General features: G+C 71.1%; 23 protein-coding genes. 12 read left to right on the top strand and 11 right to left on the bottom strand.

Annotated elements, in window-relative coordinates:
* Positions 1 to 19: 19 nt before the first annotated feature.
* The 4 genes from QRD43_RS04945 (at position 20) to QRD43_RS04930 (ending at position 2,926) form a co-directional block, all read left to right on the top strand.
* The gene (locus tag QRD43_RS04945; RefSeq protein WP_285981358.1) at positions 20 to 1,345 is read left to right on the top strand and encodes a cation:proton antiporter; all 1,326 of its coding nucleotides are present in this window, start codon (positions 20 to 22) and stop codon (positions 1,343 to 1,345) included.
* 226 nt (positions 1,346 to 1,571) lie between these two features.
* The gene (locus tag QRD43_RS04940) at positions 1,572 to 2,075 is read left to right on the top strand and encodes a DUF1269 domain-containing protein (protein WP_285981357.1); all 504 of its coding nucleotides are present in this window, start codon (positions 1,572 to 1,574) and stop codon (positions 2,073 to 2,075) included.
* Positions 2,076 to 2,452: 377 nt separating this feature from the next.
* Positions 2,453 to 2,611, top strand: a complete 159-nt coding sequence (locus QRD43_RS04935) for a DUF3309 family protein (RefSeq protein WP_285981356.1) — start codon at positions 2,453 to 2,455, stop codon at positions 2,609 to 2,611.
* Positions 2,612 to 2,773: 162 nt separating this feature from the next.
* Complete coding sequence (locus QRD43_RS04930; protein ID WP_285981355.1) at positions 2,774 to 2,926, top strand: hypothetical protein; 153 nt, start codon at positions 2,774 to 2,776, stop codon at positions 2,924 to 2,926.
* A 452-nt stretch (positions 2,927 to 3,378) separates the two neighbouring features.
* Here QRD43_RS04930 and QRD43_RS04925 read toward each other — a convergent pair whose 3' ends face one another.
* The 4 genes from QRD43_RS04925 to QRD43_RS04910 all read right to left on the bottom strand — a co-directional run bounded on the left by QRD43_RS04925 (position 3,379) and on the right by QRD43_RS04910 (position 5,431).
* Positions 3,379 to 3,702, bottom strand: a complete 324-nt coding sequence (locus tag QRD43_RS04925; RefSeq protein WP_285981354.1) for a DUF1840 domain-containing protein — start codon at positions 3,700 to 3,702, stop codon at positions 3,379 to 3,381.
* A 46-nt stretch (positions 3,703 to 3,748) separates the two neighbouring features.
* The gene (locus QRD43_RS04920; RefSeq protein ID WP_434063829.1) at positions 3,749 to 4,069 is read right to left on the bottom strand and encodes a BON domain-containing protein; all 321 of its coding nucleotides are present in this window, start codon (positions 4,067 to 4,069) and stop codon (positions 3,749 to 3,751) included.
* Positions 4,070 to 4,143: 74 nt separating this feature from the next.
* A complete protein-coding gene (locus QRD43_RS04915; protein WP_285981353.1) occupies positions 4,144 to 5,058 on the bottom strand; it encodes an OmpA family protein in 915 nt (304 codons plus the stop codon).
* 28 nt (positions 5,059 to 5,086) lie between these two features.
* A complete protein-coding gene (locus QRD43_RS04910) occupies positions 5,087 to 5,431 on the bottom strand; it encodes a DUF4398 domain-containing protein (protein ID WP_285981352.1) in 345 nt (114 codons plus the stop codon).
* A gap of 513 nt (positions 5,432 to 5,944) precedes the next feature.
* On the opposite strand from QRD43_RS04910, the gene QRD43_RS04905 reads away from it, so the two are divergent.
* The gene (locus QRD43_RS04905; RefSeq protein ID WP_285981351.1) at positions 5,945 to 7,510 is read left to right on the top strand and encodes a serine hydrolase domain-containing protein; all 1,566 of its coding nucleotides are present in this window, start codon (positions 5,945 to 5,947) and stop codon (positions 7,508 to 7,510) included.
* Here the strand turns inward: QRD43_RS04905 and QRD43_RS04900 are convergent.
* Complete coding sequence (locus tag QRD43_RS04900) at positions 7,491 to 8,411, bottom strand: dienelactone hydrolase family protein (protein ID WP_285981350.1); 921 nt, start codon at positions 8,409 to 8,411, stop codon at positions 7,491 to 7,493. The two genes, QRD43_RS04905 and QRD43_RS04900, sit on opposite strands and share 20 nt — an antisense overlap.
* A gap of 294 nt (positions 8,412 to 8,705) precedes the next feature.
* On the opposite strand from QRD43_RS04900, the gene QRD43_RS04895 reads away from it, so the two are divergent.
* The gene (locus tag QRD43_RS04895; RefSeq protein WP_285981349.1) at positions 8,706 to 10,202 is read left to right on the top strand and encodes a cytochrome P450; all 1,497 of its coding nucleotides are present in this window, start codon (positions 8,706 to 8,708) and stop codon (positions 10,200 to 10,202) included.
* 152 nt (positions 10,203 to 10,354) lie between these two features.
* On the opposite strand, the gene QRD43_RS04890 is transcribed toward QRD43_RS04895, so the two are convergent.
* The 4 genes from QRD43_RS04890 to QRD43_RS04875 form a co-directional block, all read right to left on the bottom strand.
* Entirely contained in the window at positions 10,355 to 10,900 is a 546-nt protein-coding gene (locus QRD43_RS04890) for an adenine phosphoribosyltransferase (RefSeq protein ID WP_434063821.1), read from the bottom strand.
* A 26-nt stretch (positions 10,901 to 10,926) separates the two neighbouring features.
* Complete coding sequence (locus tag QRD43_RS04885) at positions 10,927 to 12,480, bottom strand: sensor domain-containing diguanylate cyclase (protein WP_285981347.1); 1,554 nt, start codon at positions 12,478 to 12,480, stop codon at positions 10,927 to 10,929.
* Positions 12,481 to 12,607: 127 nt separating this feature from the next.
* A complete protein-coding gene (locus QRD43_RS04880; protein ID WP_285981346.1) occupies positions 12,608 to 13,870 on the bottom strand; it encodes an acyl-CoA dehydrogenase family protein in 1,263 nt (420 codons plus the stop codon).
* Positions 13,871 to 13,897: 27 nt separating this feature from the next.
* Entirely contained in the window at positions 13,898 to 14,665 is a 768-nt protein-coding gene (locus QRD43_RS04875) for a histidine phosphatase family protein (protein WP_285981345.1), read from the bottom strand.
* 70 nt (positions 14,666 to 14,735) lie between these two features.
* Here QRD43_RS04875 and QRD43_RS04870 point away from each other — a divergent pair, with 70 nt between their 5' ends.
* The gene (locus QRD43_RS04870; RefSeq protein ID WP_285981344.1) at positions 14,736 to 16,733 is read left to right on the top strand and encodes an acyltransferase family protein; all 1,998 of its coding nucleotides are present in this window, start codon (positions 14,736 to 14,738) and stop codon (positions 16,731 to 16,733) included.
* Here QRD43_RS04870 and QRD43_RS04865 read toward each other — a convergent pair.
* Positions 16,719 to 18,713, bottom strand: coding sequence for a monovalent cation:proton antiporter family protein (locus QRD43_RS04865; RefSeq protein ID WP_285981343.1), 1,995 nt, complete (start codon positions 18,711 to 18,713; stop codon positions 16,719 to 16,721). The two genes, QRD43_RS04870 and QRD43_RS04865, sit on opposite strands and share 15 nt — an antisense overlap.
* 285 nt (positions 18,714 to 18,998) lie before the next feature.
* On the opposite strand from QRD43_RS04865, the gene QRD43_RS04860 reads away from it, so the two are divergent.
* Together QRD43_RS04860 and QRD43_RS04855 are read left to right on the top strand one after the other, a co-directional pair.
* Complete coding sequence (locus QRD43_RS04860; protein WP_285981342.1) at positions 18,999 to 19,151, top strand: hypothetical protein; 153 nt, start codon at positions 18,999 to 19,001, stop codon at positions 19,149 to 19,151.
* A 110-nt stretch (positions 19,152 to 19,261) separates the two neighbouring features.
* A complete protein-coding gene (locus QRD43_RS04855) occupies positions 19,262 to 20,434 on the top strand; it encodes a zinc metalloprotease (protein WP_285981341.1) in 1,173 nt (390 codons plus the stop codon).
* Here QRD43_RS04855 and QRD43_RS04850 read toward each other — a convergent pair.
* Positions 20,409 to 20,615 (bottom strand): hypothetical protein, encoded by a 207-nt coding sequence (locus QRD43_RS04850; RefSeq protein ID WP_285981340.1) that lies wholly within the window; start codon positions 20,613 to 20,615, stop codon positions 20,409 to 20,411. The genes QRD43_RS04855 and QRD43_RS04850 overlap by 26 nt on opposite strands.
* A gap of 6 nt (positions 20,616 to 20,621) precedes the next feature.
* Here QRD43_RS04850 and QRD43_RS04845 point away from each other — a divergent pair, with 6 nt between their 5' ends.
* From QRD43_RS04845 to QRD43_RS04835, 3 genes are read left to right on the top strand one after another with little or no spacing between them, the layout of a single operon-like run.
* Entirely contained in the window at positions 20,622 to 21,560 is a 939-nt protein-coding gene (locus QRD43_RS04845) for an LpxL/LpxP family acyltransferase (RefSeq protein WP_285981339.1), read from the top strand.
* Positions 21,561 to 21,562: 2 nt separating this feature from the next.
* Positions 21,563 to 22,933 (top strand): radical SAM/SPASM domain-containing protein, encoded by a 1,371-nt coding sequence (locus QRD43_RS04840; RefSeq protein ID WP_285981338.1) that lies wholly within the window; start codon positions 21,563 to 21,565, stop codon positions 22,931 to 22,933.
* Between the two features lie 2 nt (positions 22,934 to 22,935).
* The gene (locus QRD43_RS04835; protein ID WP_285981337.1) at positions 22,936 to 23,697 is read left to right on the top strand and encodes a hypothetical protein; all 762 of its coding nucleotides are present in this window, start codon (positions 22,936 to 22,938) and stop codon (positions 23,695 to 23,697) included.
* The last annotated feature ends 25 nt before the right edge of the window (positions 23,698 to 23,722 follow it).

Genomic DNA, 23,722 nt, shown 5'->3' with positions numbered 1-23,722 from the left:
GCCACCAGAAGGTCCTGCCATGTCCCTGCCCCACTGGACCGTGTTCATCGGTGTCCTGCTCCTGTCCCTGGTGCTGCTGGGCACCTGGCTGCAGCGGCTTCCCCTCAGCAGTGCCATGGTCTACCTGGCCCTCGGGTGGGTGCTGGGGCCAGATGCCCTGGGGCTGCTGACCCCCGATCCGATCCGGCACGCCGCCCTGATGGAGCCCTTCGCGGAGGCCGCCCTGCTCATCTCTTTGTTCGCCTCCGGCCTGCACCTGGGCGCGCCGCTGACGAGCAGGCGCTGGTGGCTGCCCCTGCGCCTGGCGTCCCTGTCCCTGGTCGCCCTGGTGGGCCTGGTGGCGGCCGTCGGGACCTGGGTGCTGGGCCTTCCGCTGGGAGCGGCGGTGCTGCTCGGCGCCATCCTCGCGCCCACGGACCCCGTGCTGGCGTCGGGCGTGCCCGCCGAATCCGGTGTGCGCCCGGATCGCCTCGGCTTCAGCCTCGCCGGCGAGGGGGCCCTGAACGATGGCGCCGCCTACCCTTTCGTGCTGCTCGGCCTGGGCCTGCTGGCCACCGGACAGCCCGCGCAGGGATGGGACCGATGGTGGTACGTGGACGTGCTGTGGTCCAGCGGGGCCGGTCTGCTCATCGGGGCGCTCCTGGGCGCATCGATCGGCCGCTTGGTGGTTCACCTGCGCGGCCGCCATCGCCAGGCGCTGGGTCTCGACGTGTTCCTCGGCCTTGGCCTGATCGCGCTGAGCCACGGCCTGGCCCAGCTGGTGCAGGCCTCGGGATTCCTCGCGGTGTTCGCCAGCGGTCTGGCGCTGCAGCGCGTCGGCGAGCGGCCCCGCGCCGGCAGCCAGCCGCTCGGGGGCAGTCCGGCAGGGCAGCTTCACGGCTACGCCACGCTGTCCATCCACTCACATCACGCCAGCGCGGCCATGCGAGGCGCGGTCCAGCTGTTCAACGGGCAGCTGGAGAAGGTGGCGGAACTGGTGCTCGTGCTGTTCGTCGGCGGCATGCTCGGCTACGCCCGCTGGACGCCGCACGTCCTCTGGTTCGTCCCGCTGTTGCTCCTCGTGCTGCGGCCCTTGTCCGTGGCGCCTGCCCTCTGGGGTGAGCGACTCGCGCCCGGCCAGGCCCCCATGCTGGCCTGGTTCGGCATCCGCGGCATCGGTTCCCTCTACTACCTGTTGCTCGTCCTGCGCCACGGCGTCGACGCGCCCTTGGCGTCGCTGCTCGTCTCGCTGACGCTGTGGACCGTGGCCAGCTCCATCGTGCTGCACGGCATCACCGCCCGGCCGTTCATGCGGCGGTACCTCGCCGTCCGACGGCGGATGCCGCGGTCTGGGGCGTCTGTCTAGCGGCACGGTCCAGGGGCCCGATCCAGCGCGGCACGCGGGGCCGGATCGGGCGACCGTTCGGTTCCGCACAGACGTGGCCCTGTACACCGGGCACGCTGCAGGGCATGAGGGGCACCCGGAGCGCGGCCGTCGCCGAGCCGGGTCCTGCGCGCGGGTCGATGACGCCCGGCGCCGTCCCCTCGAGGCCATCGACGGTCGGGCGCCTGTCCGGACCGGGAGTCACCCCATGAACAATGCCCTTTCCTCGTTCCACGAGTTCAGTTCACTGCGCGCGGCCGAGGACGCCGTCCTCAGCCTCGCGGGCGTGGGGCTGGACATCAAGCTGATCTCGGTGCTGGGTCGGGGGTATGGCCCCACGGAGCGTCTGATGGGCTTCTACACCGTGGGAGACCGCATCAAGCGCTGGGGTGGCACGGGCGCGCTGTGGGGCGGCAACAGCGGCCTGGTGTTCGCTCCGGCGGTGTTCTTGCTGCCCGGCCTCGGCATCGTGACCATGGGCGGCCCGCTCGTGGTCGCGCTCATCCGGTCCCTGGAGGCCGGGGCGCCGTCCCCCGGCACCTCGGTGCTGGTCTCGGCCCTGTGCCAGGTCGGCATCGCCCCAGCGCTGGCACTGCGTTGCGAAGCCGCCCTGATGACGGAGCACTACGTGATGGTGGTGCATGGCCATGCCGCCCACCAGGCGCAGGTGCGCACGGCCCTGGAGACCGCCGATGCCGTCCACTGGTCCTGACGCCCCTCCCCGGCACGATGACACGTCCACCGCCCCACAGGCGACCGCGCGATGCTTCGATCCCTGGACAGCCATGAATGACTCGCGCCGCTGCCGTTCGGCACAAGCCGCCTTGTCGTCCTGCACGCCCTGCCGAGGCCGGCCACGTGCGGGCTGGCGGGCATCGAGCACCGGCCTGGACGACCCGGGCGCCTATCTTGGTCTCCTGCAGCCTGGCATCGTCGCGAGGTTCACGCCGGCCGGTGCTGCGCTGCCACCTGGCCCGAACCGGGCCGCGAGCCCCGGCCAGCGTGCCGCAGCGACGCCCGCCCTGGCCGTCGCCGCGGCACGAACGGCGAACCCACGGTCACCCTGACCCGACAAACAAGGAGACGTTCATGACACTCGGCCTCATCCTGCTGGTGGTTCTGGTGCTCATGCTGGCGGGCACCTTTCCCGCATGGCCTCACAGTCGCGGATGGGGCTACGCGCCTTCCGGCGGCATCGGCCTGGTGCTGCTGGTCGTGCTGGTCCTGTGGCTGCTGGGGCGGCTGTAGTCCCGGCGCGAAGCAAGCGCTCCGTCCCGGCTGGCTCCGGATCGCCGGCATTTCATCGATCACGTGCGCTGCCGCACCGTCAAACGCATGCAGGCGGCCTAAGGTCGGGCGGGTCCTGGTTCGACATCCTTCGAGGCCGGGATCACCCCCCTGGAGCACCTCATGAAGAAGTCGATCAAGCCCAAGAACGCGCCCGCCACCCCGGCGTCGCATCCGCCCGTGCTGGAAGCCAACGCCGACCAGCGCAAGCGCTCCAACGCCGTGCCGCAGACGCACCCGCAGTCGGCCCGCAAGGGCCCGAGGGACCCGCGATGAACACACAGCCCGCCGGACGCCCGGTCCGCGAGGGCGCCCCCCTCCCCCTGCGTCATCCCGATCTGCCCCTCCCCGGCCCGGCCCTGTGGCCGGTGACCGGCGCGAGGGGACCCGGCGCACCTTGGCCTGGCGGCTGCGGGCCGGGCACGGCGCCGCGCTGTGCTCTGCTCTTCTGTGCAGCAGTCTCGCGGGAAGCGGCAACGCCGTGCCATTCATGACACCCATGACACGGGTGATCCACGCGAGTCCCGAAGGGAATGCGCGCTGAGCGGCCGCCCTGGCGGCGCCTGTGCCGCGAGCGACCACTCAGCGCGCGGGTTCAGGCGGATCGCATGGCCCCAGGCCTCTACCGGCAGGACGTCCGAGCGTTGTCTGCGCGATCCGGTGGGCCGCGTCCAGCGCCTGGAGCTCGGTGGAGGGCCCGGGCGCAGGGGCTGCCTGCATCCCCGCGCTCACACGCTCCACACCAGGGCCTGGCCCGCTTGATGGGCGCGCCGCATCATGTCCAGGAGCGGCCAGATGCGCTGGTGCAGCGACACCTCGACGGTGCCCTCCGCCAGGGCTTGCGTGCCCTCTGACGCCGAGAGATCGGCCTCCCGGAGCGCCTCCTCCTCCCGGAGGGCGTTCTCGACGGATGTGATCGCGGCCCCCATCGCCTCGGGCTGAATGAGCCCCATGGGCGCGGGCTCCCTGCCCAAGGTGCGCAGCACCCGCTGCGCCTCAGGAGCGAGCATGAGGACATCGCTGCTGTCCCGCGAACGGAATCGGTAGATCATGGGTTACCCCCGCGCCAGGCATGCACTGCGTGTCGGCCGGGGGCCATCACTTCACCCGCATGTCGTTCACCACCGTCCCCACGCCCTTGACACCGCGGGCCACCCGGACGGCCGAGGCGATCTGGTCGGGGGTGGACACGAATCCGCTGAGCTGGACGCGCCCCTTGAAGGTCTCGACGTTGACCTCGGCGGACTTCAGCGACGCCTCGCCCAGCAGCGCGGCCTTGACCTTGGTGGTGATGACCGTGTCGTCCAGATACTCGCCGGTCCCTTCCTGCGTGCGTGTGGCGGCACAGCCCGCCATCAGCGGCAGTGCCAGGGCGAGGGCGAGGGAGGCGCCGACGACTCGTGTGCCGGCGCTGAACATCGAGGTACTCATCTGAATCTCCAGAAGTGGGGAAGCGAGGCGAGTGGCTCGCCTGTGATCACAGGGCGCGCCCCTCAATGGGCGGCCCGGGCGAAGACAACCTCGACGCGGCGATTCATCTGCCGGCCGGAGGCCGTGCCATTCGTTGCGACGGGGTTCTCCTCACCAAAGCCTTGCGTGCTGAGCTGGTCCGCCGGCACGCCGAGTTCGATCAAGGCCCGCATCACGGCGTCTGCGCGCCGCGTGGAAAGGACCTGGTTGGCCAGCGCCGAGCCGACGTTGTCGGTGTAGCCCTCGATGGCCGCACGCCCCGCCGGCGTTCGGCGAAGGAAGGTGGCCAGACGATCCAGATGCCGGGTGCCCTCGGGTCGCAGCCGGGCCTCGCCGGTGTCGAAGAGCAGGTCCCCCAGCGTGACGATCGCTCCGCGGTCGGTGAAGCGGGCATCCAGGTCGCGCAGCTGGGTCTCGAGATCCATGACCTGGCGCTCACGCCGGCTCGCGAGCTCGCGCTCGTTCCGGGTGGCGGCCTCGGCCCGTGACAGGGCCTCCGTCTTGGCCGCGCTGTCGGCCTCGGCCGTCGACTGCCGGGCCCGCGCGAGCTCCGTCTCCCGCGTGCGCGTGGCCAGACGAAGGCGGTCACGCTCCGCGGACGCCCCTGCGACGACCGCCTCCGCCGCGCGGCTGCTGGCCGTCTCCTCGGCAATGACCACCTGCTGCAGGCCCAGATAGGCCAGGTGGGAGACGCGGGCCGCCCCCTCCCCGCTCGCCTGGGCCTGCGTCGCCTGCTGAACCGCTTCGCTGGCGCGTGCCAACTCGCTCGGGGCCAGGGCCGCGACCTGAGGCTGGCGCTGGGCGTCACTGAGCCGGCTGCGCGCCTCCTCGAGCGCTTCGTGGGCAGGGGGCGAGCTGGCACAGCCCGCCAGCACGGCGAGGGCCGTGACGACAAGGCCGAGGCGGTGCGAGGACATGCGGATCAATCGTTGCTTCATGGCGTGCTTTCGAGGTGGAGGAACAGGATCACTGCCCCGGCTTTCGCTGGAGCTCTTCACGCAGCGCGCGCGCGGCGTTCTCGGACTCCCTGGCGGCCCGGTTCGAGCGCACGGCGTCGGCACGCGCCTCGGCCACGCGGGCATCGACCACGGTCTGCTCGGACAACTCACGAGCACGGACGGTGTCGCCTGCGGCGGCCGCCGCTCGGGCTGCGGCAAGCCGGTCTGTTGCTTTCTGCAGGGCCAGCGGCGCGTCCGCCGCCGTGGCTGGCGTACGGGCTCGCAGCATCGCGGCCTCGGCCGCCGCCAAGGCCGGTGCGGAAGGAGGCGTGGACGCGCAGGCGCTGAGCACGAGCAGGCAGGTCCACAGCAAGGGCACTGCCGAGGCATGACGGAGGTGGACAGGGGCAGGGTCATTCAAGGTCACGGGAACTCCTCGATTGAGTGCGCCGGATCGGTCGGCGGGGCCGGGCCGCAGGGGACTTGAAGCCCATGAGGCGCCTGGCCCCCAGAGTGGCGCCTGACACCGCCCCCGTCTGTCTGTCACCGCACGCTGGCGCTGTCGCAGCTCGCGATGACTCGGTGCGCGATGCACAGCCCATCGCCGCCGCCAACGGGCGCTGCGCCCGGTGGGACGAACCGCCCCCGGCGCCCGTTCAGGTCTGCATCCAGGCCTGGGGTCCGGATGAAGCCCCGTCAGGGGCAGGTCTTGCCTGGGCCCGCCGTCCGTCGCGCGCCCGCCCCCATCGCGCCGGCGGCATCACGACGTCCCCCCGTGCGCTGACAGGATTTTTTTCACTCAGTGCATCCGGAATCGGGCCGCGCGCATCCAAGGCAGGGACACGGCAAGGTCTGCCGTGCCTCATCGGTCCAAGGATTGCACCCCATGACATCCCGCCCTGCCCGCCTCTCCTCGCTGACGCTGACACTCAGCGCCCTCGCCCTCGCCCTCGCCACCGCCGTCTGCCTGGCCGCCGTGGCGCCGGCCTCGGCCGAGCCCGTCCCCGCCCCTCTGCCCGCCGACCTCATGAGCGCGCCCGCCGGGCGCCTCGGTGCCGAGATCGTCCGGCATCTCAATGCCGACGCACCCGCACAGCTGCGACGCTGGGCGCCCACCATCCTGTCGCGGCAGATGGCCGAGGCCGACCAGCGCGCCTTCATCCAGGGCCTGGTGTCGACGGCCGCCGACAGCGGTGGCGTGGACCTGCTCGAGGCCCGCCCCGAGGGGCCCCAGGGCGAGCTGCTGCTGCTCACGCTGAAGAGCCGTCGCAGCGGCAAGCAGGCGCTGCTCGTGCTCACCGCCGACGACGCGCAGGCCGGCACGCTGCGCGCGGCGGACTTCATGCCCCAGGACGATCCGCGCCCCTACGCCCACTGGCCCGCAAAGCTCGCCACGCTGGCCGAGCTGCCCGGCGTGATCGAGCCGGTCCTGGCCGAGCTGGTTCGCACGGACGACTTCGCGGGCTGCCTGGCCGTGTCGGCCGGCGGGCGCACGGTGTACGAAACCTGCCGCGGCCTGGCCGAGCGCCGCCATGGCACGCCGGTGACGGGGCAGACGCGCTTCCTCATCGGCTCCATGGGCAAGATGTTCACGGCCGTGGCCGTGGCGCAGCTCGTCGAGGCCGGCCAGCTGTCCTGGCAGGCGAGCGTGGCCGAGCTGCTGCCGGAGTACCCCGACCGCGACGCGGCGCGGCAGATGACGGTCTGGGGCCTGCTGCACCACACGACCGGCCTGGGCGACTTCTTCGTCCCCGAGTTCTTCGAGCACCGCGAGCGCTTCGAGGACCCGGCGGACTACCTCGACCTGATCGCCCGCCAGCCGCGGGCGTCCGCGCCCGGCGAACGCTGGAGCTACAGCAATGCGGGCTATGTCGTCCTGGGCCGCATCATCGAGAAGGTCTCGGGCGAGTCCTATGGCGACTACCTCCAGCGGCACGTCTTCGCGCCGGCCGGCATGACGTCGAGCGGCCTCGACAGCCTGGAGGACATCACGCCACACCTGGCCACCGGCTACTTCCGGGACGCGCCCTTCGCCGCCCGCTGGAAGGCCAACTGGATGACGCTGCCGTTCAAGGGCAGCCCGGCCGGCGGGGGCTTCTCGACGAGCGCGGACCTCCTGCGATTCGCGGACGCCCTGCAGTCCGGGCGCCTGGTGAAGGACACCACGCTGGCCCGGATGTTCGAGGATGGCGTGCCCGCGGGCCCGGGCCGTTATGCCGCGGGCTTCGGAGACCGGCCGGCCCACGGCCTGCGCGTGCGCGGGCACGCGGGCGGAGCGCCCGGCATGAGCGCGAACCTGGCCATCGTCTGGGAGACCCGCGCCGCCGTCGCGGTGACGAGCAATCTGGGCCCCTCGGACGCCGTCGTGATGCTGTCCGAACGGCTGGCCGACCTGCTCGCGGCCTCGCGCCTGCCCGCTCCCGCGACGCCGCTCAGCCCAGCCGCGCCCTGAACAGCGCCAGTGTGCGCTCCCAGGCCAGGGCCGCCGCCTGGGCGTCGAAGCGCGGCGTGGTGTCGTTGTTGAAGCCGTGCTGCGTGCCCTCGTAGACATGCGCCTCGTAGCGCACGCCGGCGGCCCGCAGCGCGGCCTCGTAGCGCGGCCAGCCGGCGTTGATGCGCTCGTCCTGCCCGGCATAGTGCAGCAGCAGTTCGGCCTGGATCCGCGGCACGTCCTCCACCGGCGGCTGGCTGCCGTAGAAGGGCACCGCCACCTGGAGTTCGGGCAGCTGCGTGGCCAGGAAGTTGGCGATGCTGCCGCCGAAGCAGAAGCCCACCACGCCCAGCCGGCCGTTGCTCTGCGGGAGCGCCCGGATCGCCTGCGCGGCGGCGATGAAGTCGGCGCGCACCTTGGCGGGTTCCAGCTTGGGGAAGAGCTCACGGGCGCGGTCCTCGTCCCCCGGATAGCCGCCGAGGCTGTCCAGCGCGTCCGGCGCGAAGGCCAGGAAACCCTCGACGGCCAGGCGGCGGGCGATGTCCTCGATGTGCGGATTCAGGCCGCGGTTCTCGTGCACGACCAGCACGGTGGGCAGCGGCCCCCGGGCCTGCGCCGGTGCGGCAAGCAGGCCGCGCACGGTGCCATGGCCGGCCGGCGAGTCGAAGCGCTGTCGGCGGGTGCTGATGCGGGGATCGTCCGGCTTCACCTGCTGCGCCGAGGCGAAGCTCGGGCTCAGCGCCGCCAGCGTGGCCGTGGCGGCGGCAGCGCTGCCCAGCAGGCGCTGCGCGGCGTCCAGGAACTCGCGCCGGCTGACGTCGCCATGCACATAGCGGTCGAACAGGCGCAGGATGCCGGGGCTGAAATCGCTGGCACGCAGGCGCGGCGCAGCGGCAGGGGCGCCGGTCGAGGGCAGGTTCATCGTGAGCTCCAGGGTGGGCCGACGCCCGTCAGCGCGACGGACGTCCGAGGCTGGCAAGCCTAGTGCCAGAGCGTGCTGTCCGCCAAGCGTGAAAAACGCGGATGCAATGCCGCGCGGTGTTGCACCGCCGGCCCGCGCGGTCGGCGCCCCTGGCCTGCTGGCCAGCCTCCGGGGGGGCTCGGTCCGGCAAGCAGGCCGCCGCCTCCTTTCATTTGCTGACAGCCTGAGGGTCCCTCCTCAGGCCACTCCCTCGAGACGCTACTAACATCGCGCCACCTTGAGGGAGTGAGAAGCATGAAGCCCACCCGTGACGCCACGGACCCCGGCCCGCGCCCGGGTCCCGCTGACTTCGGCCTGCCGCTGCAGGCCGGCGGCGCACCGGCGTCCCCCCCCGCACCCCGCCCCTTGCGCGCGCTGCCCGCCCCGCCGGCGCTGCCGCTGCTGGGCCATCTGCTGAGCCTGGACCGCCGCCGCCTGCAGCAGCAGCTCGAAGGCTGGGCCGCCACGCTGGGCCCGCTCTACCGCCTGCAGCTCGGGCGCCGCCCGGTGCTCGTCGTGGCCGACCACGCCCTGGCCCAGGACGTCATGCGCCGCCGCCCCCAGCGCGTGCTGCGCAGCCCGACCACACGGCGCGTCTGCCAGGAGCTGGGCGTCGACGGCCTCTTCATGAGCGAGGGCGAGCGCTGGCAGGCCCTGCGCCGCCTGACCGTCCGTGCGTTCACGCCCGACATGCTCCGCGCCTTCCATCCCCAGCTGCTGACCATCGGCACGCGCTGGCGCGACCGCTGGGTCCGCTCGGTCGAGGCCGGCCTGCCGCCCGACCTCGCGCGGGACCTGCCGCGCTTCTCGCTGGAAGTGGGCGTGGCGCTGGCCACGGGCGTGGATCTCGGGGCCGGCCCCGGCAGCCAGCAGCTGCAGGCCGACATCGAGTTCCTCATCGGCCAGGTCTGGCGCCGCATCAACAGCACGGTCCCCTTGTGGCGCTGGTTCAAGACCGCCCCTGAGCGCGCCGTGGACGACGCCATCGCCCGGGTCCGCGTCGCCCTGCTGCCCCTCATCGAGCAGGCCCGCCGCCATCGCGCCGAAGACCCGGACGCCGCACCGCGCCACCTGCTGGACGCCCTGCTGGTCGCCCAGGCCCGGCCCGAGGACGGCGAGCACCCCATCGAGCTGAGCGACGAGCAGCTCGTGCGCCTGCTGACGGAACTGGTCTTTGCCGGGGAGGACACCAGCGCCTACTCCCTGGCCTGGCTGCTGGCGCACAGCAGCCGCCATCCCGGCGCCTGGCACCAGCTGCAGATGGAGATCGCCCACAGCTGCGACCCCACGGGCCTGCCCGACTACGACTGCCTGCGCCGCCTGCCCTACACCGAGGCGCTGATCCAGGAGTCGCAGCGCCTGAAGCCGGTCATCAGCCTGCTGATGTTCCAGTCCGCCGAGGACCAGGTCGTGGGCGGCGTGCAGGTGCCCCGGGGTGCGGGCCTCATGACGCTCAACCGCTTCAGCGCCCTGCAGGCCGGCCCCGAGGATCGGCACCAGTTCCGCCCGGAACGCTGGCTCGCCGTCGACGGGCAGGCCGCCTGCCCCTCGTCGATGCCGTTCGGGGCGGGCGCCCGGACCTGCCCGGGCCGCTACGCCGCGCTGCTGCAGATGAAGACGCTGCTGGCCCTGCTCGCCCCGGTCCTGGACTTGCTGCCCAGCCAGGCGCCGCTGCCGCAGGAAGTGCTGGAGGTGACGCTGCGGCCGGCCGCGCTGGACCTGCAGTGGCGGGTCCGGCAGCGGCGGCCCTGAGCGGCGTCGGCGCGGAAGGGCGCTGAGAGCGCTCCCAGGGACGCTGACCGGCGCTCACGTGCACTGGATGGCACAAACGGCACGCACGGCACTGGATGGCGCTGATTGGCGCTTCGGCGGCAGCGTCCGGGGCCCCGTGGGCCGTGTGGGGTTCAGTGACCGTCGAAATGCACGAGAGTATGCAAGGGCAGGCCGGCCGCGCGGATGCGGTCGGAGCCCCCCAGCTCGGGCAGGTCGACGATCGCCGCACCCTCGATCACCTCGGCGCCCAGGCGCTGCAGCAGCCGCAGGCCCGCAAGCATGGTGCCGCCCGTCGCGATGAGGTCGTCGATCAGCACCACGCGATCCTGCGGTCCGACGGCGTCGGTGTGGATCTCCACCGTGGCGCTGCCGTACTCCAGCTCGTAGCTCTCCTGCACCGTCGTGAAGGGCAGCTTGCCCTTCTTGCGGATGGGCACGAAGCCGATGTTGAGCTCGTAGGCCAGCACGGAGCCGATGATGAAGCCGCGCGCATCCAGACCGGCGATGGCCGTCGGGCGGGCATCGAAGTAGCGGTGCACGAACTGGTCGATCAGCACCCGGAAAGCCTTGGGGCTGGACAGCAGCGGGGTGATGTCGCGGAACTGCACGCCCGGGCTCGGCCAGTCGGGCACGGTGCGGATCTGCTGGCGGATGAAGTCGAGGTCGGAAGCGCTCATGGCGCGCATTGTGCCGCCGCCCGGGCTCAGGCGCAGCGGCTGTCGCTCACCAGCCGCGCCCGGCCGTTGCGCTTGGCCGCATACAGCGCGGCATCGGCCAGCTCGACCAGCAGCCCCCCGTCCTCGCCCGGCTGCGCCACCCGCGTGGCGTGGCCGATGCTGAGGGTCACGCCGCCGCGCAGCGGGCTCGCGCCGTGCGGGATCGCTGCGAGGCGCAGGCTGTCGAGGCAGCGCTGCGCGACCTGGCGGGCCTCGGTGGCATCCACGTTCTCGAGCAGCACCGCGAACTCCTCGCCGCCGTAGCGGCACAGCACGGCCTCGTTGACGCAGGACTGCAGCAGGCTTGCGACCCGGCGCAGGCAGTCGTCTCCCGCCACATGGCCGTGGCAGTCGTTGTACTGCTTGAAGTGGTCGATATCGAGCAGCAGCAGGGACAGCGGCTGCGCGTGCTGCTGGCTGCGTTGCCAGCCCTGGCGCAGCAACTCGTCGAACAGGCGGCGGTTGCCCACGCGGGTCAGGCCGTCCGTCGTGGTCTGGCGGGCCAGCAGCTCATTGGCATGGCGCAGGCGCAGCTCCTGGCGCTTGCGCTCGGTGAAGTCCGCGATGATGCAGACGAAGAGGTGGGTGGTGGCGGTCTTCACCTCCGCCACGTTCAGCTGCAGCGCCAGGCCGATGCCGCCGCGGTGACGGCCGTTCATCTCGTGCTGACGCCCCAGCAGCAGCTGCGGCTGCAGGCGGGCCTCGCCACGCTCGCTGGCGTCCAGCACCATGCTCAGGTGCGCGCCCTGCAGCTCGCCCGCGGTGTAGCCGAAGAGCGCCTCGCAGGCCGGGTTCACCTCGAGCATGTGCCCGTCGGTGTCGAGCGTGATGATGGCGTTGCGCGCGGCCAGGATGACGGCCTGCAGATGGGCCTGGCTGGCGGCCAGGCGTTGCTGCTCCTGCACCAGGTCGCTGACGTCCATGCGCACGCCGACGATGCCACCGGAGGCCGTGCGCTGCTCGTGGATCCGCAGCCACTTGTTGTCATGCACGCGCTGCAGCAGCGGCTCGACCTGCTGGCCGCGCTGCGCGAGCCGCTCGGCCAGCCAGGCCTCCTCGCGGCCGCGGGCCTCGGGCACGCCGCCGCTGAAGGCCGAGGCCCGCGCCATCTCCGCAAAGCTGGCCCCCCGGTCGAAGGCGCCCCACATGTGCGGATAGATCTCGATCAGCTTGCGGTTGTACGCCACCAGCCGGTCCTCGGCATCGAAGATCTCGACGCTGGCCGGGAGCGCGTCGATGGCTTCCTCGAGCTGGTCGTAGGCGCGCTGGATCTGGCGGCGTCCGTGGAAGAGCATCAGGAGGCCCAGCACGGCGGCCAGCAGGCCCGGCACCATGCCGGCGATGGCCCAGCCGAGCACCGGCTCGCCCTGCGCATGCGCGTGCAGGCCGGCCAGGAAGCAGGCCAGCTGCATCAGCAGGCACAGCAGCAGCAGCACCCCCATGCCCTTGCGCAGCAGCAGGTCCTGCGTGCCGCGCAAGGCCGCGGCCCAGCGCATCCGCGGGCGGCGGCGCACAGGAGCAGTGGCGGGCGGGCTGGACATGGCGGGGAGCGGGCTTCGGACGCGTTCGCGGGCAAAGCCGGCATCCTAGGGACAACCCCGGCCCCTGCCCAGACGGACAAGTCCTGACCCTCTCCCCAACCTTAGGGGGATGGACCCGCCCGGGCGCTCAGGCCCCGCGCGTCACCGGCATCTCGACCTTCTCGGATGACAGCTTCATGTGCCGCGCCAGCTCCAGCTTGGCCAGGGCATTGCGGTGCACCTCGTCCGGGCCGTCGGCAAAGCGCAGCGTGCGCTGATGGGCCCAGGTCATGGCCAGCGGCGTGTCATCGGAGACGCCCATGCCGCCGTAGACCTGGATCGCCCAGTCGATGACCTTGAGGGCCATGTTGGGCGCCACGATCTTGATCATCGCGATCTCGGCCTTGGCGACCTTGTTGCCCACGGTGTCCATCATGTAGGCGGCCTTGAGCGTCAGCAGGCGCGCCTGCTCGATGAGGCAGCGCGCCTCGGCGATGCGCTCCTGCGTCACCGTCTGCTGCGCGAGCGTCTTGCCGAAGGCCACGCGCGCGATGGCGCGCTGGCACATCAGCTCCAGCGCCCGCTCGGCGGCGCCGATGGAGCGCATGCAGTGGTGGATGCGCCCGGGTCCGAGGCGGCCCTGGGCGATCTCGAAGCCGCGGCCCTCGCCCAGGAGGATGCTGGAGACGGGCACGCGCACGTCCTTCAGCTCGATCTCCATGTGCCCGTGCGGCGCGTCGTCGTAGCCGAAGACCGGCAGGTGGCGCTTGACGGTCACGCCCGGGGTGTCGGCCGGCACCAGCACCATCGACTGCTGCTCGTGGCGCCCGGCTTCCGGATCGGTCTTGCCCATCACGATGTACAGCGCGCAGCGCGGGTCGCCGGCGCCGCTGGACCACCACTTGGTGCCGTTGATCACGTACTCGTCGCCCTGGCGCTCGATGCGGCACTGGATGTTGGTGGCGTCGGAGGAGGCCACCTCCGGCTCGGTCATCAGGAAGGCCGAGCGCATCTCGCCGCGCAGCAGCGGCTCGAGCCAGCGGTCCTTCTGGGCCTCGGTGCCGTAGCGCTCCAGCGTCTCCATGTTGCCGGTGTCCGGTGCGGAGCAGTTGAAGACCTCGGCCGCCCAGGTCACGCGGCCCATGATCTCGCACAGCGGCGCGTACTCGAGGTTCGAGAGGCCCTCCGGCGCGCGGGCCGACTGCGGCAGGAAGAGGTTCCACAGGCCGGCCTCGCGCGCCAGGGGCTTGAGCTCCTCGATCAGGCGGGTCGGCACCCAGGCATTGCCGGCGCGACGGTTGGCCTCGACCTCCTCATGGAAACGCCGCTCGTTGGGATAGATGTGCTGGTCGAAGAAGGCGAGCAGGCGTTCGCGGTAGGCCTGGACCTTGGGGCTGTAGTCGAAGTTCATGGCGGGTCCTTGAAGAAGGGAATCGGGTCAGGCGGCGGGCGCCGCGTCGGGGCGTCCGGCCGGCGTGCGGCCATCGCGCCATTGCAGGTACTGGGCCAGCAGATGCTCCATGGTGGTGAGCCGGTCATCGTGACGCAAGCCGTCCAGGGGCGCGAAGTTCAGGCCGCGCAGCACCCAGTCGGCGGGCTCGTCCCCCACATCGATCACATTGAGGCAGGCGGGGCTCTGCATCAGGCTGCCGAAGAGCACGCGCTGTCCGCCGCTGAGGGCATGGGACAGCAGCGCGGCATTGACCACGCCGTGCAGCACCAGCAGGGCGCTGTCCCAGTGCGGGTCGGCCCGCAGGCGCTGCAGTGCCGGCAGCACGCGGTCGAGGAACTCGCCGACGGACTCGCCGTTCAGGAAGCGCTGCGTCTCGTCCACCCGGCCCTGGTGCAGTCCGCAGAAGGCCTGCTGCAGCGCCGCCGGCGGGATCTCGGACAGCTTGCCGCCACGGATCTCCTCCCACGCCGGCCAGGCCTGCGGCTCGAGCGTGGCAAGCCCCGCGGCGCCGAGCACCTCGGCGGCGGTCTGCGCCGTGCGGGGCAGGCCGGAGATGATGACGCGGTCCAGCCGCACGCCCTGCTCGCGCAGGTAGAGGCCGGCGGCACGTGCCTGGGCCTGGCCGTGGGCCGTCAGGCTCACCTGCTCGGGCAGCACGGGCCGGCCCGTCGAGGCATCGAAGTAGCACACCTCGCCATGGCGCATCAGGTAGAGGCGGCGCCGGCGACCGGCAGTGCGGGAGGGCTGGGACATGCGCGCAGTGTGGCGCAGCGGCCAGGGCCCGGCTGTCGCGCAGGCGGCAGGGCCGACAATGCGGCGCCACATGGACACGACCCTTCCCGTCGCCTCGGCGACAGACAAGCCCATGCGCTGGGACATCCAGGCCCTGCGCGGGCTCGCCGTCGGCTGGGTGCTGCTGCACCATGCCCAGCTGCCCGGCCTCCCGGGCGGCTACCTCGGGGTGGACATCTTCTTCGTGATCTCGGGCTACCTGATCACGGGCCTCGTCCAGCGCGCCCTGCTGGCGGGGCGCTTCAGCTTCCGGGACTTCTATGCGCGCCGGGCCCGCCGCCTGCTGCCGGCCGCCTACGTCACGCTGGCCGTGACGCTGCTGGCCAGCCCGTGGCTGCTCAATGCGCGCGAGCAGCTGGACCTCGCCGGCCAGGCCCGCGGCGCCCTGCTCTTCGCGAGCAACTGGGTGCTCTGGCAGCAGAGCGGCTATTTCCAGGGCGCGGCGGAACTCAAGCCGCTGCTGCACTTCTGGTCGCTGTCGCTCGAGGAGCAGTACTACCTCCTGCTGCCGGCCTTGCTGTGGTGCTGCGCGCCACGCTGGCGGCGCCTCGCCGTGGGCCTGATGGTGCTGGGCAGCGTCGCCGTGGGTGTCCATCTGCTGCACCGCGACGCGAGCCTCGCCTTCTACGCCTTGCCGAGCCGCGCCTGGGAGCTGGGGCTGGGCTCGCTGGTCGCGCTGACTCCCCTGCCGCGGCGCCTGCCCGGCCTCGTGCGCGGGCTGGCGGTGCTGGCGCTGCTCGCGCTGCCGCTGCTGCCGCTGCCGGGCTGGCCGCATCCGGGGCCGCTGGCGCTGGGGGTGTGCCTGGCGACGGCCCTGCTCGTGGGGCAGCCGGCCGCGTCCCCCCAGGCGCCGCGCCCCCTGCGGGCGATCGTCTGGCTGGGGGACCGCAGCTACTCGCTGTACCTGGTCCATTGGCCGCTGATGGCCGCCGTGCACAACGCGTGGCTGGGCACGGGACGGGCGCCCTCGCCGGAGCTGACCGGCTGGCGCCTCGCGGCGCTGGCGCTGTCCCTGCCGCTCGCCTGGGCCCTGCACCGCTGGGTGGAGGTGCCGGGCAAGGCACGCCTGCACGGGGCCCGCGGGGTCGCGGCGCTGGTCGCGGGCTCGGTGCTGCTGGCGTTGCTGCCCGCCTGGACGCAGCGCTGGGTGCTGGCGCCGGACGGGCAGGACTTCGCCCGCCTCACGCGCCCCAACCATGGCTTCTCGCCCTGGTGCGATGCCGAGCAGCCCTATGCGCCGCGCCCCGAATGCCAGCAGGGCGCCACGCCCCGGTGGATGGTCTGGGGCGACTCCTACGCCATGCACCTGGTGCCAGGTCTTGCCCGCCATGTGGGTGGCGAGGGCCTGCTGCAGGCGACCAAGTCCTCCTGCGGCCCCTTCCTCGGCCTCGCGCCCTTCAAGCCGGCCGCGGCACCGGGCGACACCTTCGCGCCGCCCTGGATCGCCCGGTGCCAGGCCTTCAACGCCGCCGTGCTGGATTGGCTGGCCGCACATCCCGAGGTGCAGACGGTGGTGCTGTCGAGCCTGCTGACCCAGTACCTCGACGAGCCCCGCTACCAGGCGCGGCGCCTCGACGCCCAAGGTCGCCTCGTCGGCGAGCCGCTCACGGGCCCGGCCCTGCACCAGGCGCTGCTCGACGATCTGCGGCACACCGCCGGGCAGCTGCAGGCGCTGGGTCGGCGGGTGCTGTTCATCGCACCGCCACCGCGGGCCGACTTCAACGTCGCGGCCTGCCTGGAACGCCAGGCGCTGGGCCGCTGGACCCTGGGCGCCACGCCGGACTGCCGCATCGACGCCGGACACCGCGATGCCGGGGACGCCGCCGTGCAGGCCTGGCTTGCGCAGGCGGGCGCGTCGCTGCCGGTACTGCGCTTCGATCCGCTGCTGTGCCGTCAGGGGCGCTGCGACGTGACGCAGGACGGCGTGATGCTCTACCGCGACCAGGGCCACCTCAGCGAGGCGGGCTCGGCGCTGCTCGTGCCCCGCCTGGCCTGGCCCCCTGCGACGCCCGGGTCAGGCGCGCAGTAGCTTCTCTTCGGCCAGCGCCAGCGCCTCGGGCGTGCCAGCGAGCACCAAGGTGTCGCTGCCCTGCAGCTCCAGCGCGTCATGCGCGGGGCGCACGGCCCCGCTGGCGCGCCGCACCGACACCACCTGCACGCCGACGGCCTGCAGGGCCAGCTGGCCGAGCGGTTCGCCTGCATAGGGCGTGGCCACCGGCAGTGTGACGGAGCGCAGGCGGGCCTGCTCGCGCTCCTCGGCGCTGTCGTCATCGGCCCCGTGGAAGTAGCCGCGCAGCAGGCCGTAGCGGGCGTCGCGGGCGTCACGCGTCAGGCGGATCACGCGGCGCATGGGCACGCCCACCAGCGCGAGCGCATGGCTCGCCAGCATCAGCGAGCCCTCGATGGCCTCGGGCACCACCTCCGTGGCGCCGGCCGCGCGCAGGCGCTCCAGGTCGCTGTCGTCGATGGTGCGCACCACCACCGGCACATGGGCGGCGTGCTCGCGCACCAGCTGCAGGATCTTCAGGGCCGAGGGGGTGTCGTGGTAGCTGATCACCACCGCACTGGCGCGGGCCAGGCCCGCTGCCATGAGGCTCTGCACCTTGGCCGCATCGCCAAAGACCACGCTCTGCCCGGCGGCCGCGGCCTGGCGCACGCGGTCCGGGTCGAGGTCCAGGGCCATGTAGGGGATGTGCTCGGCGTCCAGCAGGCGCGCCAGGTTCTGGCCGCTGCGTCCGTAGCCACAGATGATCACGTGGGCATCGGCCTTGATGGACTTCTTCGCGATGGTCGTGAGCTGCACGGACTGCAGCAGCCAGTCGCTGGCCGAGAGCTTCATCACGATGCGGTTGCTGTACATCACGATGAGCGGCGTCGCCAGCATGGAGATGACCATGGAGGCCAGCACCGGGCTCACCCACTGCGGCGCGATCAGCTGGTGCTGCGCCCCGAGGCTCAGCAGCACGAAGCCGAACTCGCCCGCCTGCGCCAGGTACAGCCCCGTGCGGATGGCCACGCCCGTGGGCGCCCGGAACAGCTTGGCCAGCACCGCGATCAGCGTGGCCTTGGCCAGCAGCGGCAGCAGGGTCAGCAGCACGACCAGCGGCCACTGCGCCACCACCGGGCGCCAGTCCAGCTTCATGCCGATGGTGATGAAGAACAGACCCAGCAGCACGTCATGGAAGGGGCGGATGTCGGTCTCCACCTGGTGCTTGTATTCAGTCTCGGCGATCAGCATGCCCGCCACGAAGGCGCCCAGCGCGAGTGACAGCCCGGCGTGCTCGGTCACCCAGGCCAGCCCCAGGGTCACGAGCAGCAGGTTGAGCATGAAGAGCTCCTCGCTCTTGCGCCGCGCCACGAGGGTCAGCCACCAGCGCATGACCTTCTGCCCGCCCGCGAGCAGCAGCGCCAGCACGGCCGCCGCCTTCAGACCCGCCCAGGCCAGGGACACGGCCATCTCGCTGCCCTCGCTGCGCAGCGCCGGGATCAGCACCAGCAGCGGCACCACCGCCAGATCCTGGAACAGCAGCACGCCCATGACGCGGCGGCCGTGCTCGCTCTCGAGCTCCAGCCGCTCCGCCATGAGCTTCACGACGATGGCGGTGGAGCTCATGGCCATCGCCGCCCCCAGCATCAGTGCCCCTTCCCAGCCCAGGTCCCAGCGCAGGCCGAGCCAGCCGAAGACATGGTCCAGCAGGACGTTCCCGAAGATCGTGCCGAGGATGGTGATCAGCACCTGCAGCAGGCCCAGCCCGAACACGAGCGAGCGCATGCTGCGCAGCTTGGGCAGGTTGAACTCCAGCCCGATCACGAACATCAGGAAGACGACGCCGAACTCGGCGAGGTAGCGCACGCCTTCGGAATCCCCGGAGAGCGCCATCGCGTTCGGCCCGATGAGCACCCCCACCGTGAGGTAGCCCAGCATGGGCGGCAGCTTGAGGCTGCGGCAGACGACCACGCCGAGCACGGCGGCCACGAGATACAGCAGGGCAAGGTCCAGGGAACTCATCGGGCGATGGTACTGCCTGGGGCCGCCCGCCCTGCCGCCGGCGTCCGCGCCAGCCATCAGAACGGCCGGGCGCACGCACCTATTAGTTTTGTCAGTAGCGCCCTACGGATCTGATATTTAGAGTTCAACCCATGCGCTGAACGAATAACAGAAAGCAACCGGAAAGCTGCAGAAGAAAGTTGCCTCTCATTCAAAGGCCATGGCTTCGGAATAAAAACCCGGAGTCCTTTTCAAGGACCGAATATACCCGGTCAAAACCTTTAATCACCTTTTCAAGGAAACATCATGCAAAACACCGACCTGAACACCCTGAAGGACGAACTGGCTGCCGTCGAACTGGACCAGCGCTTCGAAATGGTCAACGCTGCTGCCGACCAGGACCTGATCGACATCACCAACTTCATCTGCTCGCCCCGCGAAGAGCAGGCTTCCGAGTAATTTCGGGCCCGTGGCCTGGGTTTCATGCCGCATGAAACTCAGGCAGCGGGATGCATTCAGACATTCACCTGCCTTCGGGTGCATCCCGCCCTTTCCAAGACCCTCCCATCATGAGCACCCTCGACATCCCAGCCCTGGTCTCCCAGGTCCAGCTCCAGGTGGTGGACGGTGCCTTCCAGGCCGAGCTCAACGGCCGCCACTTCAAGATTCAACCCCGCCTGCACGAGACCCTGACGGTCCTGAAGCAGGAGGGCGTGGACGCCGGCTGCGAACGCCTGATGGACCGCTGGGGCGTGGCCCCCGCCGGCCGTGACGCCTTCAAGGCGGACCTCCTGGCACGGATCGCGGGCCTGGCGCCCGAGCGTCCGAGCCGCAACTACATCCACACCTCGATCACCGTCCTGCCCGCCACGCTGGTGCAGCGCCTGGCCGCACGCCTGGCCGGCCTGTTCGCCGCCCCCCTCGTGTGGGCCGTGAGCCTGCTGACGGTGCTGGTCCTCGCCGATCTCTTCGTCTTCCACCAGGTGGGCGGCACGCAGCTGCGCAGCCTGGACCTGACGGCGCTGGACCTCCTGATGGGCTACGCCTGCATCGTGGCCGTCCTGCTGTTCCACGAACTGGGCCACGCCGCGGGCATGCGCCACGTCGGGCAGCCGCCGCAGGAGATCGGCTTCGGCTTCTACCTCATCTTCCCGGTCTTCTTCGCCAATGTGAGCAACGCCTGGCTGGTGGACCGCAAGTCCCGCTTCGTCGTGAACCTGGGCGGCATCTACTTCCAGATGCTCGCGACCGTGGTGCTCTATGCCGGCATCGCGCTCACCAGCGGCCACACGCAGGCCTGGCTGACGCTGGCGTTCAAGTCGAACCTCGCCACGGCGATCTTCGTGCTGATTCCCTTCATCCGGAATGACGGTTACTGGCTGCTGGCTGATTTCCTGGGCCTTCACGACCTGTATCAGCGCGCCGGCGGCATGTGCTGGATCGTATTCCAGCGCCTGCGCGCCCGCCTGCCGGTGACCGGCACCGAATGGTTCATCGCGGGGTATGCCGTCTGCAACTATGTATTCCTGGCTTTCGTGAGCTGGGGATTGCTGAAATCCACCTATATCAGCTTCAACCGAAGTTTCGATATTGCCAGCGCGCAAAGCTTGGAAATTCTGGCGATCGACCATCCGAGGACTCTCTTTTCCTCAGCCGTCAGCCTGATCCTGCTTTTCTTCTTCGCACGTCCCTTCCTGATGAGAGCGTATAGCCATGTCAAAAGCAGAACCCCCTCTCCATGAACTGCGGGAAGCCCATCAAAATGCCTATTTTGATGCGGGTGACAGCGCCGCAGCCCTCAACCTGGATATTCCCGGCCCCGAGCGCCTGGACTGGTTGAGATTCCGCATCGCGCATGAATATTTCTTCCCGCAGCTCGCTCACGGTGAAAGCCGCCAGCAGTACCGGGACAACTTCCGTCATCGCGAGATGAAGAAGTTCGAGTTCGGCGCCATCTGCGACCTCGAAACTGCCGGGCTGCTGAATCTGCAGCGCGGCCGCCCGGCCGACGGGCCGGCGATCTACTGCTCCTATCACCTGGGCGCCTGGGCCATCCAGCCGGTGCTGCTGCTGCGCCGCGGCGTGCCGATGTCCATCGTGGCAGGCCCGGGCATGGCCCAGGAGCATGGCGGCGCGATGGTCCGCATGAACCAGCTGGGGCGCGAGCGCCGGCTCTGGGATGCCGAGCTCAACGTCCTCAACAGCGACGGCGGCGCTGCCCTGATCCAGATGATGCGCACGCTGCGCGAGGGGCGCAGCCTCTACATCTGCATCGACGGCCAGCGCGGCCAGCGCGGGCAGATGAGCTCGGCGGAGGAGGACCGGCACACCGTGGGCCTGCGCTTCGCCGGGCGCGAGATCCTGGCGCGCATGGGCGCGGCCTACCTGGCGCACAAGCTGGGCCTGCCGCTGGTGCCCATGGTCTCCTGGCGCGAAGTCGACGGCACGGTGAGCGTCGAGATCGGCGATGCGCTGCATCCGGCCGGCGATCGCGAGACCTTCGCCCAGCAGGCGCTGCAGCAGCTGTGGCACCGGTTCGAGGCGGCGGCCCTCCATCACGCCGAGCAGTGGGAGATGGGCTGGTACAGCTACCGGACCCGCGCCCAGCAGCGCCGCATGAGCGCCTTCGAACCCCAGCGTCACTACCGCTTCAACGAGGACCGCTACCACCTGTACGAGCCGTCGCAGGGCCTGCTGCTGGATTCGCAGACCGACGAGCTCAAGCGCGTGCCGCCCATCTACACGAGCTGGATGCAGCGCCTGCGTGACAGCCGGCAGGGCATCTCCGGCCAGTGGCTGGCCCAGTTCTTCAAGGACCCGCAGTCCCTGCAACAGATCGTCGCCAGCGAGCTGCTGGTGGCCCAATGACCATGAGCACTTCCCCTGCCCTGCGCGCCAGCCACTACCTGGCCGTGAGCCCCGCCGTCGGCCGGCGCGCCTTCCGCATGGTCTATTCGACCCGCAGCGCCCGCTCGCTGCTGGTGAGCGATGCCGACTGGGCGGACGTCCAGCACGGCCGCATCGACCAGCTGCCGGTCGCGCTGAAGTCCGCGCTGGTCGAGCACAAGATCCTGGTGCCGGCCCATGAGGATGAGCGCGCCGTGGTCGTGGCCCACAACAAGGCCTCGATCAAATCGGACGACATGCTCTACCTGGGCATCGCGCCGTCGGCGAACTGCCAGCTCGGCTGCGACTACTGCGGCCAGAAGCACGAGAACCGGCGCATGGACGACGCCATCATGCAGGGCGTGCTGACGCGGGCCGAGCACAAGCTGGCGCAGCGCGGCGGCTACCGGCGCCTGCAGATCGGCTGGTTCGGCGCGGAGCCCCTGCTGGGCATCGCCTCCATCCGCACCCTGTCGCCTCGGCTGCAGGCCCTCGCGAAGGAGCACCGCCTGGCCTACAGCGCCCAGATGGCCACCAATGGCGTGGCGCTCACGCCCCGGCTCTTCTTCGAGCTGGTGGAGCAGCACCGCGTGATGGCCTTCGACATCACGCTGGACGGCGCCCGCGAGTTCCATGACCAGCGCCGCGTGACCAAGGATGGCCGCCCCTCCTTCGACACCATCCTCAACAACCTCAAGGGCATCGCCGCCGACCCGCGCTTCGCGAGCTGCGGGGCCTGGATCTCGATCCGCTGCAACGTCGACGGCCGCAATCACGACGGCACGATCGCCCTCGTCGAGACGCTGCGCGAGCAGGACCTGCTGCGCCACTTCCGTTTCTACACGGCGCCCGTGCACAGCTGGGGCAACGATGCGCACCTGGAGTCGCTCAGCCAGCAGCGCTACGCCGACTTCGAGGTCGACCTGCTGGGCCGGCTGATGGACGCCGGGCAGTCGCCGAGCCTCGTGCCCAAGGCGCTCAAGCCCATCGTGTGCATGAGCGTGCGCGAGGAGGCCGAGCTGATCGACCCCTACGGCGAGGCCTTCAACTGCACGGAGGTCTCGCAGGTGCCCGCCTACCAGGAGGTGCGCTTCTACCGTCTGGATGACGTGCGCAAGCCCGCGATCAGCCCGCCCAAGGCCCGCCCCTTCGCCGACTGGAACGACCGCATCCTCGCCGGCGAGGTGCCCTGCCACAGCTGCCGCATCCTGCCCATCTGCGGGGGCAAGTGCCCCAAGCACTGGACGGAGGGCATCTCGCCCTGCCCCTCCATCAAGCACAACATCGAAGCACGCCTCACGCTGGAGATGGTCCGCCTGAACCGTCAGGGCCGTCTCGTCAACCGGAGCCAATGACCATGCGCACGCCCACCGCCCTCTCCCGCCTCTTCGCCCTCGCCCTGCTGGCCGCCGCCGCCCTGCCGGCCGGCTCGCAGGCCGCCAGCATCGAGACCGAGCCCGGCACGCCGGACGCCGTCGAGGTCAACGGCAAGCGCAGCTCCGTGATGCCCTACGAGACCTGGGCCCGCACCGTGCGCCCCATCCACGAGCTGAGCCACGGCCACATCCGCCAGGGCATGCGCCTGTTCAGCCGGGACAAGACCACGCCGCTGCGCGTGAGCGTCTACGACGAGGACAAGGACGTGGCCATCACCCCGGCCATCGGCGAGCTCTACGTCGTGCCGCACGACCTGCCCGTCGACGTCAAGCAGGCCGACCTCACCGTGAACCGCGCCGATGGTGCCTGGGGCGTGGGCAACTTCGCCCTCGTGCCGCAGCTCGGCGGCAGCGCGTCCGACATGGGCTGGGTGCGCCAGGTGCTGCGCGACTACCAGGCCGTGTACCGCGAACGCTTCCCCTTCAAGTGGCGCCTGCTGTCGCGCTCCGATGCCAGCTTCGACGTGTGCTCCACCCGCGAGGACCAGTCGCTCAAGGCCACCAGTGCCGACGGCACCGAGCTCGCCACCGTGCGCCTGGACAGCAAGGTCAAGGAGCACAGCCAGACGACGGGCCGCACGCTGTACTGCGCCAGCATCAAGGCCGATGCCGGCTGGGATGACCAGGTCCGCCTCACGCTGCCCGAACACGCCGTCGCGCTGATCGGCTTCCGCCTGCTCTGAACCCGCGCTCCGGCGCCCCTGAACA

This window comes from Roseateles subflavus, assembly GCF_030285365.1.
Classification (GTDB): Bacteria; Pseudomonadota; Gammaproteobacteria; order Burkholderiales; family Burkholderiaceae_C; genus Roseateles_B; species Roseateles_B subflavus.
This window is presented reverse-complemented; position numbering and strand designations above follow the sequence as displayed.

Excerpts from the sequence above, each read along its gene's own strand:
- QRD43_RS04945 (WP_285981358.1), top strand. The coding sequence starts at position 20 with ATGTCCCTGCCCCACTGGACCGTGTTCATCGGTGTCCTGCTCCTGTCC.
- QRD43_RS04940 (WP_285981357.1), top strand. The coding sequence starts at position 1,572 with ATGAACAATGCCCTTTCCTCGTTCCACGAGTTCAGTTCACTGCGCGCG.
- QRD43_RS04935 (WP_285981356.1), top strand. The coding sequence starts at position 2,453 with ATGACACTCGGCCTCATCCTGCTGGTGGTTCTGGTGCTCATGCTGGCG.
- QRD43_RS04930 (WP_285981355.1), top strand. The coding sequence starts at position 2,774 with ATGAAGAAGTCGATCAAGCCCAAGAACGCGCCCGCCACCCCGGCGTCG.
- QRD43_RS04925 (WP_285981354.1), bottom strand. The coding sequence starts at position 3,702 with ATGATCTACCGATTCCGTTCGCGGGACAGCAGCGATGTCCTCATGCTC.
- QRD43_RS04920 (WP_434063829.1), bottom strand. The coding sequence starts at position 4,069 with ATGTTCAGCGCCGGCACACGAGTCGTCGGCGCCTCCCTCGCCCTCGCC.
- QRD43_RS04915 (WP_285981353.1), bottom strand. The coding sequence starts at position 5,058 with ATGAAGCAACGATTGATCCGCATGTCCTCGCACCGCCTCGGCCTTGTC.
- QRD43_RS04905 (WP_285981351.1), top strand. The coding sequence starts at position 5,945 with ATGACATCCCGCCCTGCCCGCCTCTCCTCGCTGACGCTGACACTCAGC.
- QRD43_RS04900 (WP_285981350.1), bottom strand. The coding sequence starts at position 8,411 with ATGAACCTGCCCTCGACCGGCGCCCCTGCCGCTGCGCCGCGCCTGCGT.
- QRD43_RS04895 (WP_285981349.1), top strand. The coding sequence starts at position 8,706 with ATGAAGCCCACCCGTGACGCCACGGACCCCGGCCCGCGCCCGGGTCCC.
- QRD43_RS04890 (WP_434063821.1), bottom strand. The coding sequence starts at position 10,900 with ATGAGCGCTTCCGACCTCGACTTCATCCGCCAGCAGATCCGCACCGTG.
- QRD43_RS04885 (WP_285981347.1), bottom strand. The coding sequence starts at position 12,480 with ATGTCCAGCCCGCCCGCCACTGCTCCTGTGCGCCGCCGCCCGCGGATG.
- QRD43_RS04880 (WP_285981346.1), bottom strand. The coding sequence starts at position 13,870 with ATGAACTTCGACTACAGCCCCAAGGTCCAGGCCTACCGCGAACGCCTG.
- QRD43_RS04875 (WP_285981345.1), bottom strand. The coding sequence starts at position 14,665 with ATGTCCCAGCCCTCCCGCACTGCCGGTCGCCGGCGCCGCCTCTACCTG.
- QRD43_RS04870 (WP_285981344.1), top strand. The coding sequence starts at position 14,736 with ATGGACACGACCCTTCCCGTCGCCTCGGCGACAGACAAGCCCATGCGC.
- QRD43_RS04865 (WP_285981343.1), bottom strand. The coding sequence starts at position 18,713 with ATGAGTTCCCTGGACCTTGCCCTGCTGTATCTCGTGGCCGCCGTGCTC.
- QRD43_RS04860 (WP_285981342.1), top strand. The coding sequence starts at position 18,999 with ATGCAAAACACCGACCTGAACACCCTGAAGGACGAACTGGCTGCCGTC.
- QRD43_RS04855 (WP_285981341.1), top strand. The coding sequence starts at position 19,262 with ATGAGCACCCTCGACATCCCAGCCCTGGTCTCCCAGGTCCAGCTCCAG.
- QRD43_RS04850 (WP_285981340.1), bottom strand. The coding sequence starts at position 20,615 with ATGACGGAAGTTGTCCCGGTACTGCTGGCGGCTTTCACCGTGAGCGAG.
- QRD43_RS04845 (WP_285981339.1), top strand. The coding sequence starts at position 20,622 with ATGAAGAAGTTCGAGTTCGGCGCCATCTGCGACCTCGAAACTGCCGGG.
- QRD43_RS04840 (WP_285981338.1), top strand. The coding sequence starts at position 21,563 with ATGAGCACTTCCCCTGCCCTGCGCGCCAGCCACTACCTGGCCGTGAGC.
- QRD43_RS04835 (WP_285981337.1), top strand. The coding sequence starts at position 22,936 with ATGCGCACGCCCACCGCCCTCTCCCGCCTCTTCGCCCTCGCCCTGCTG.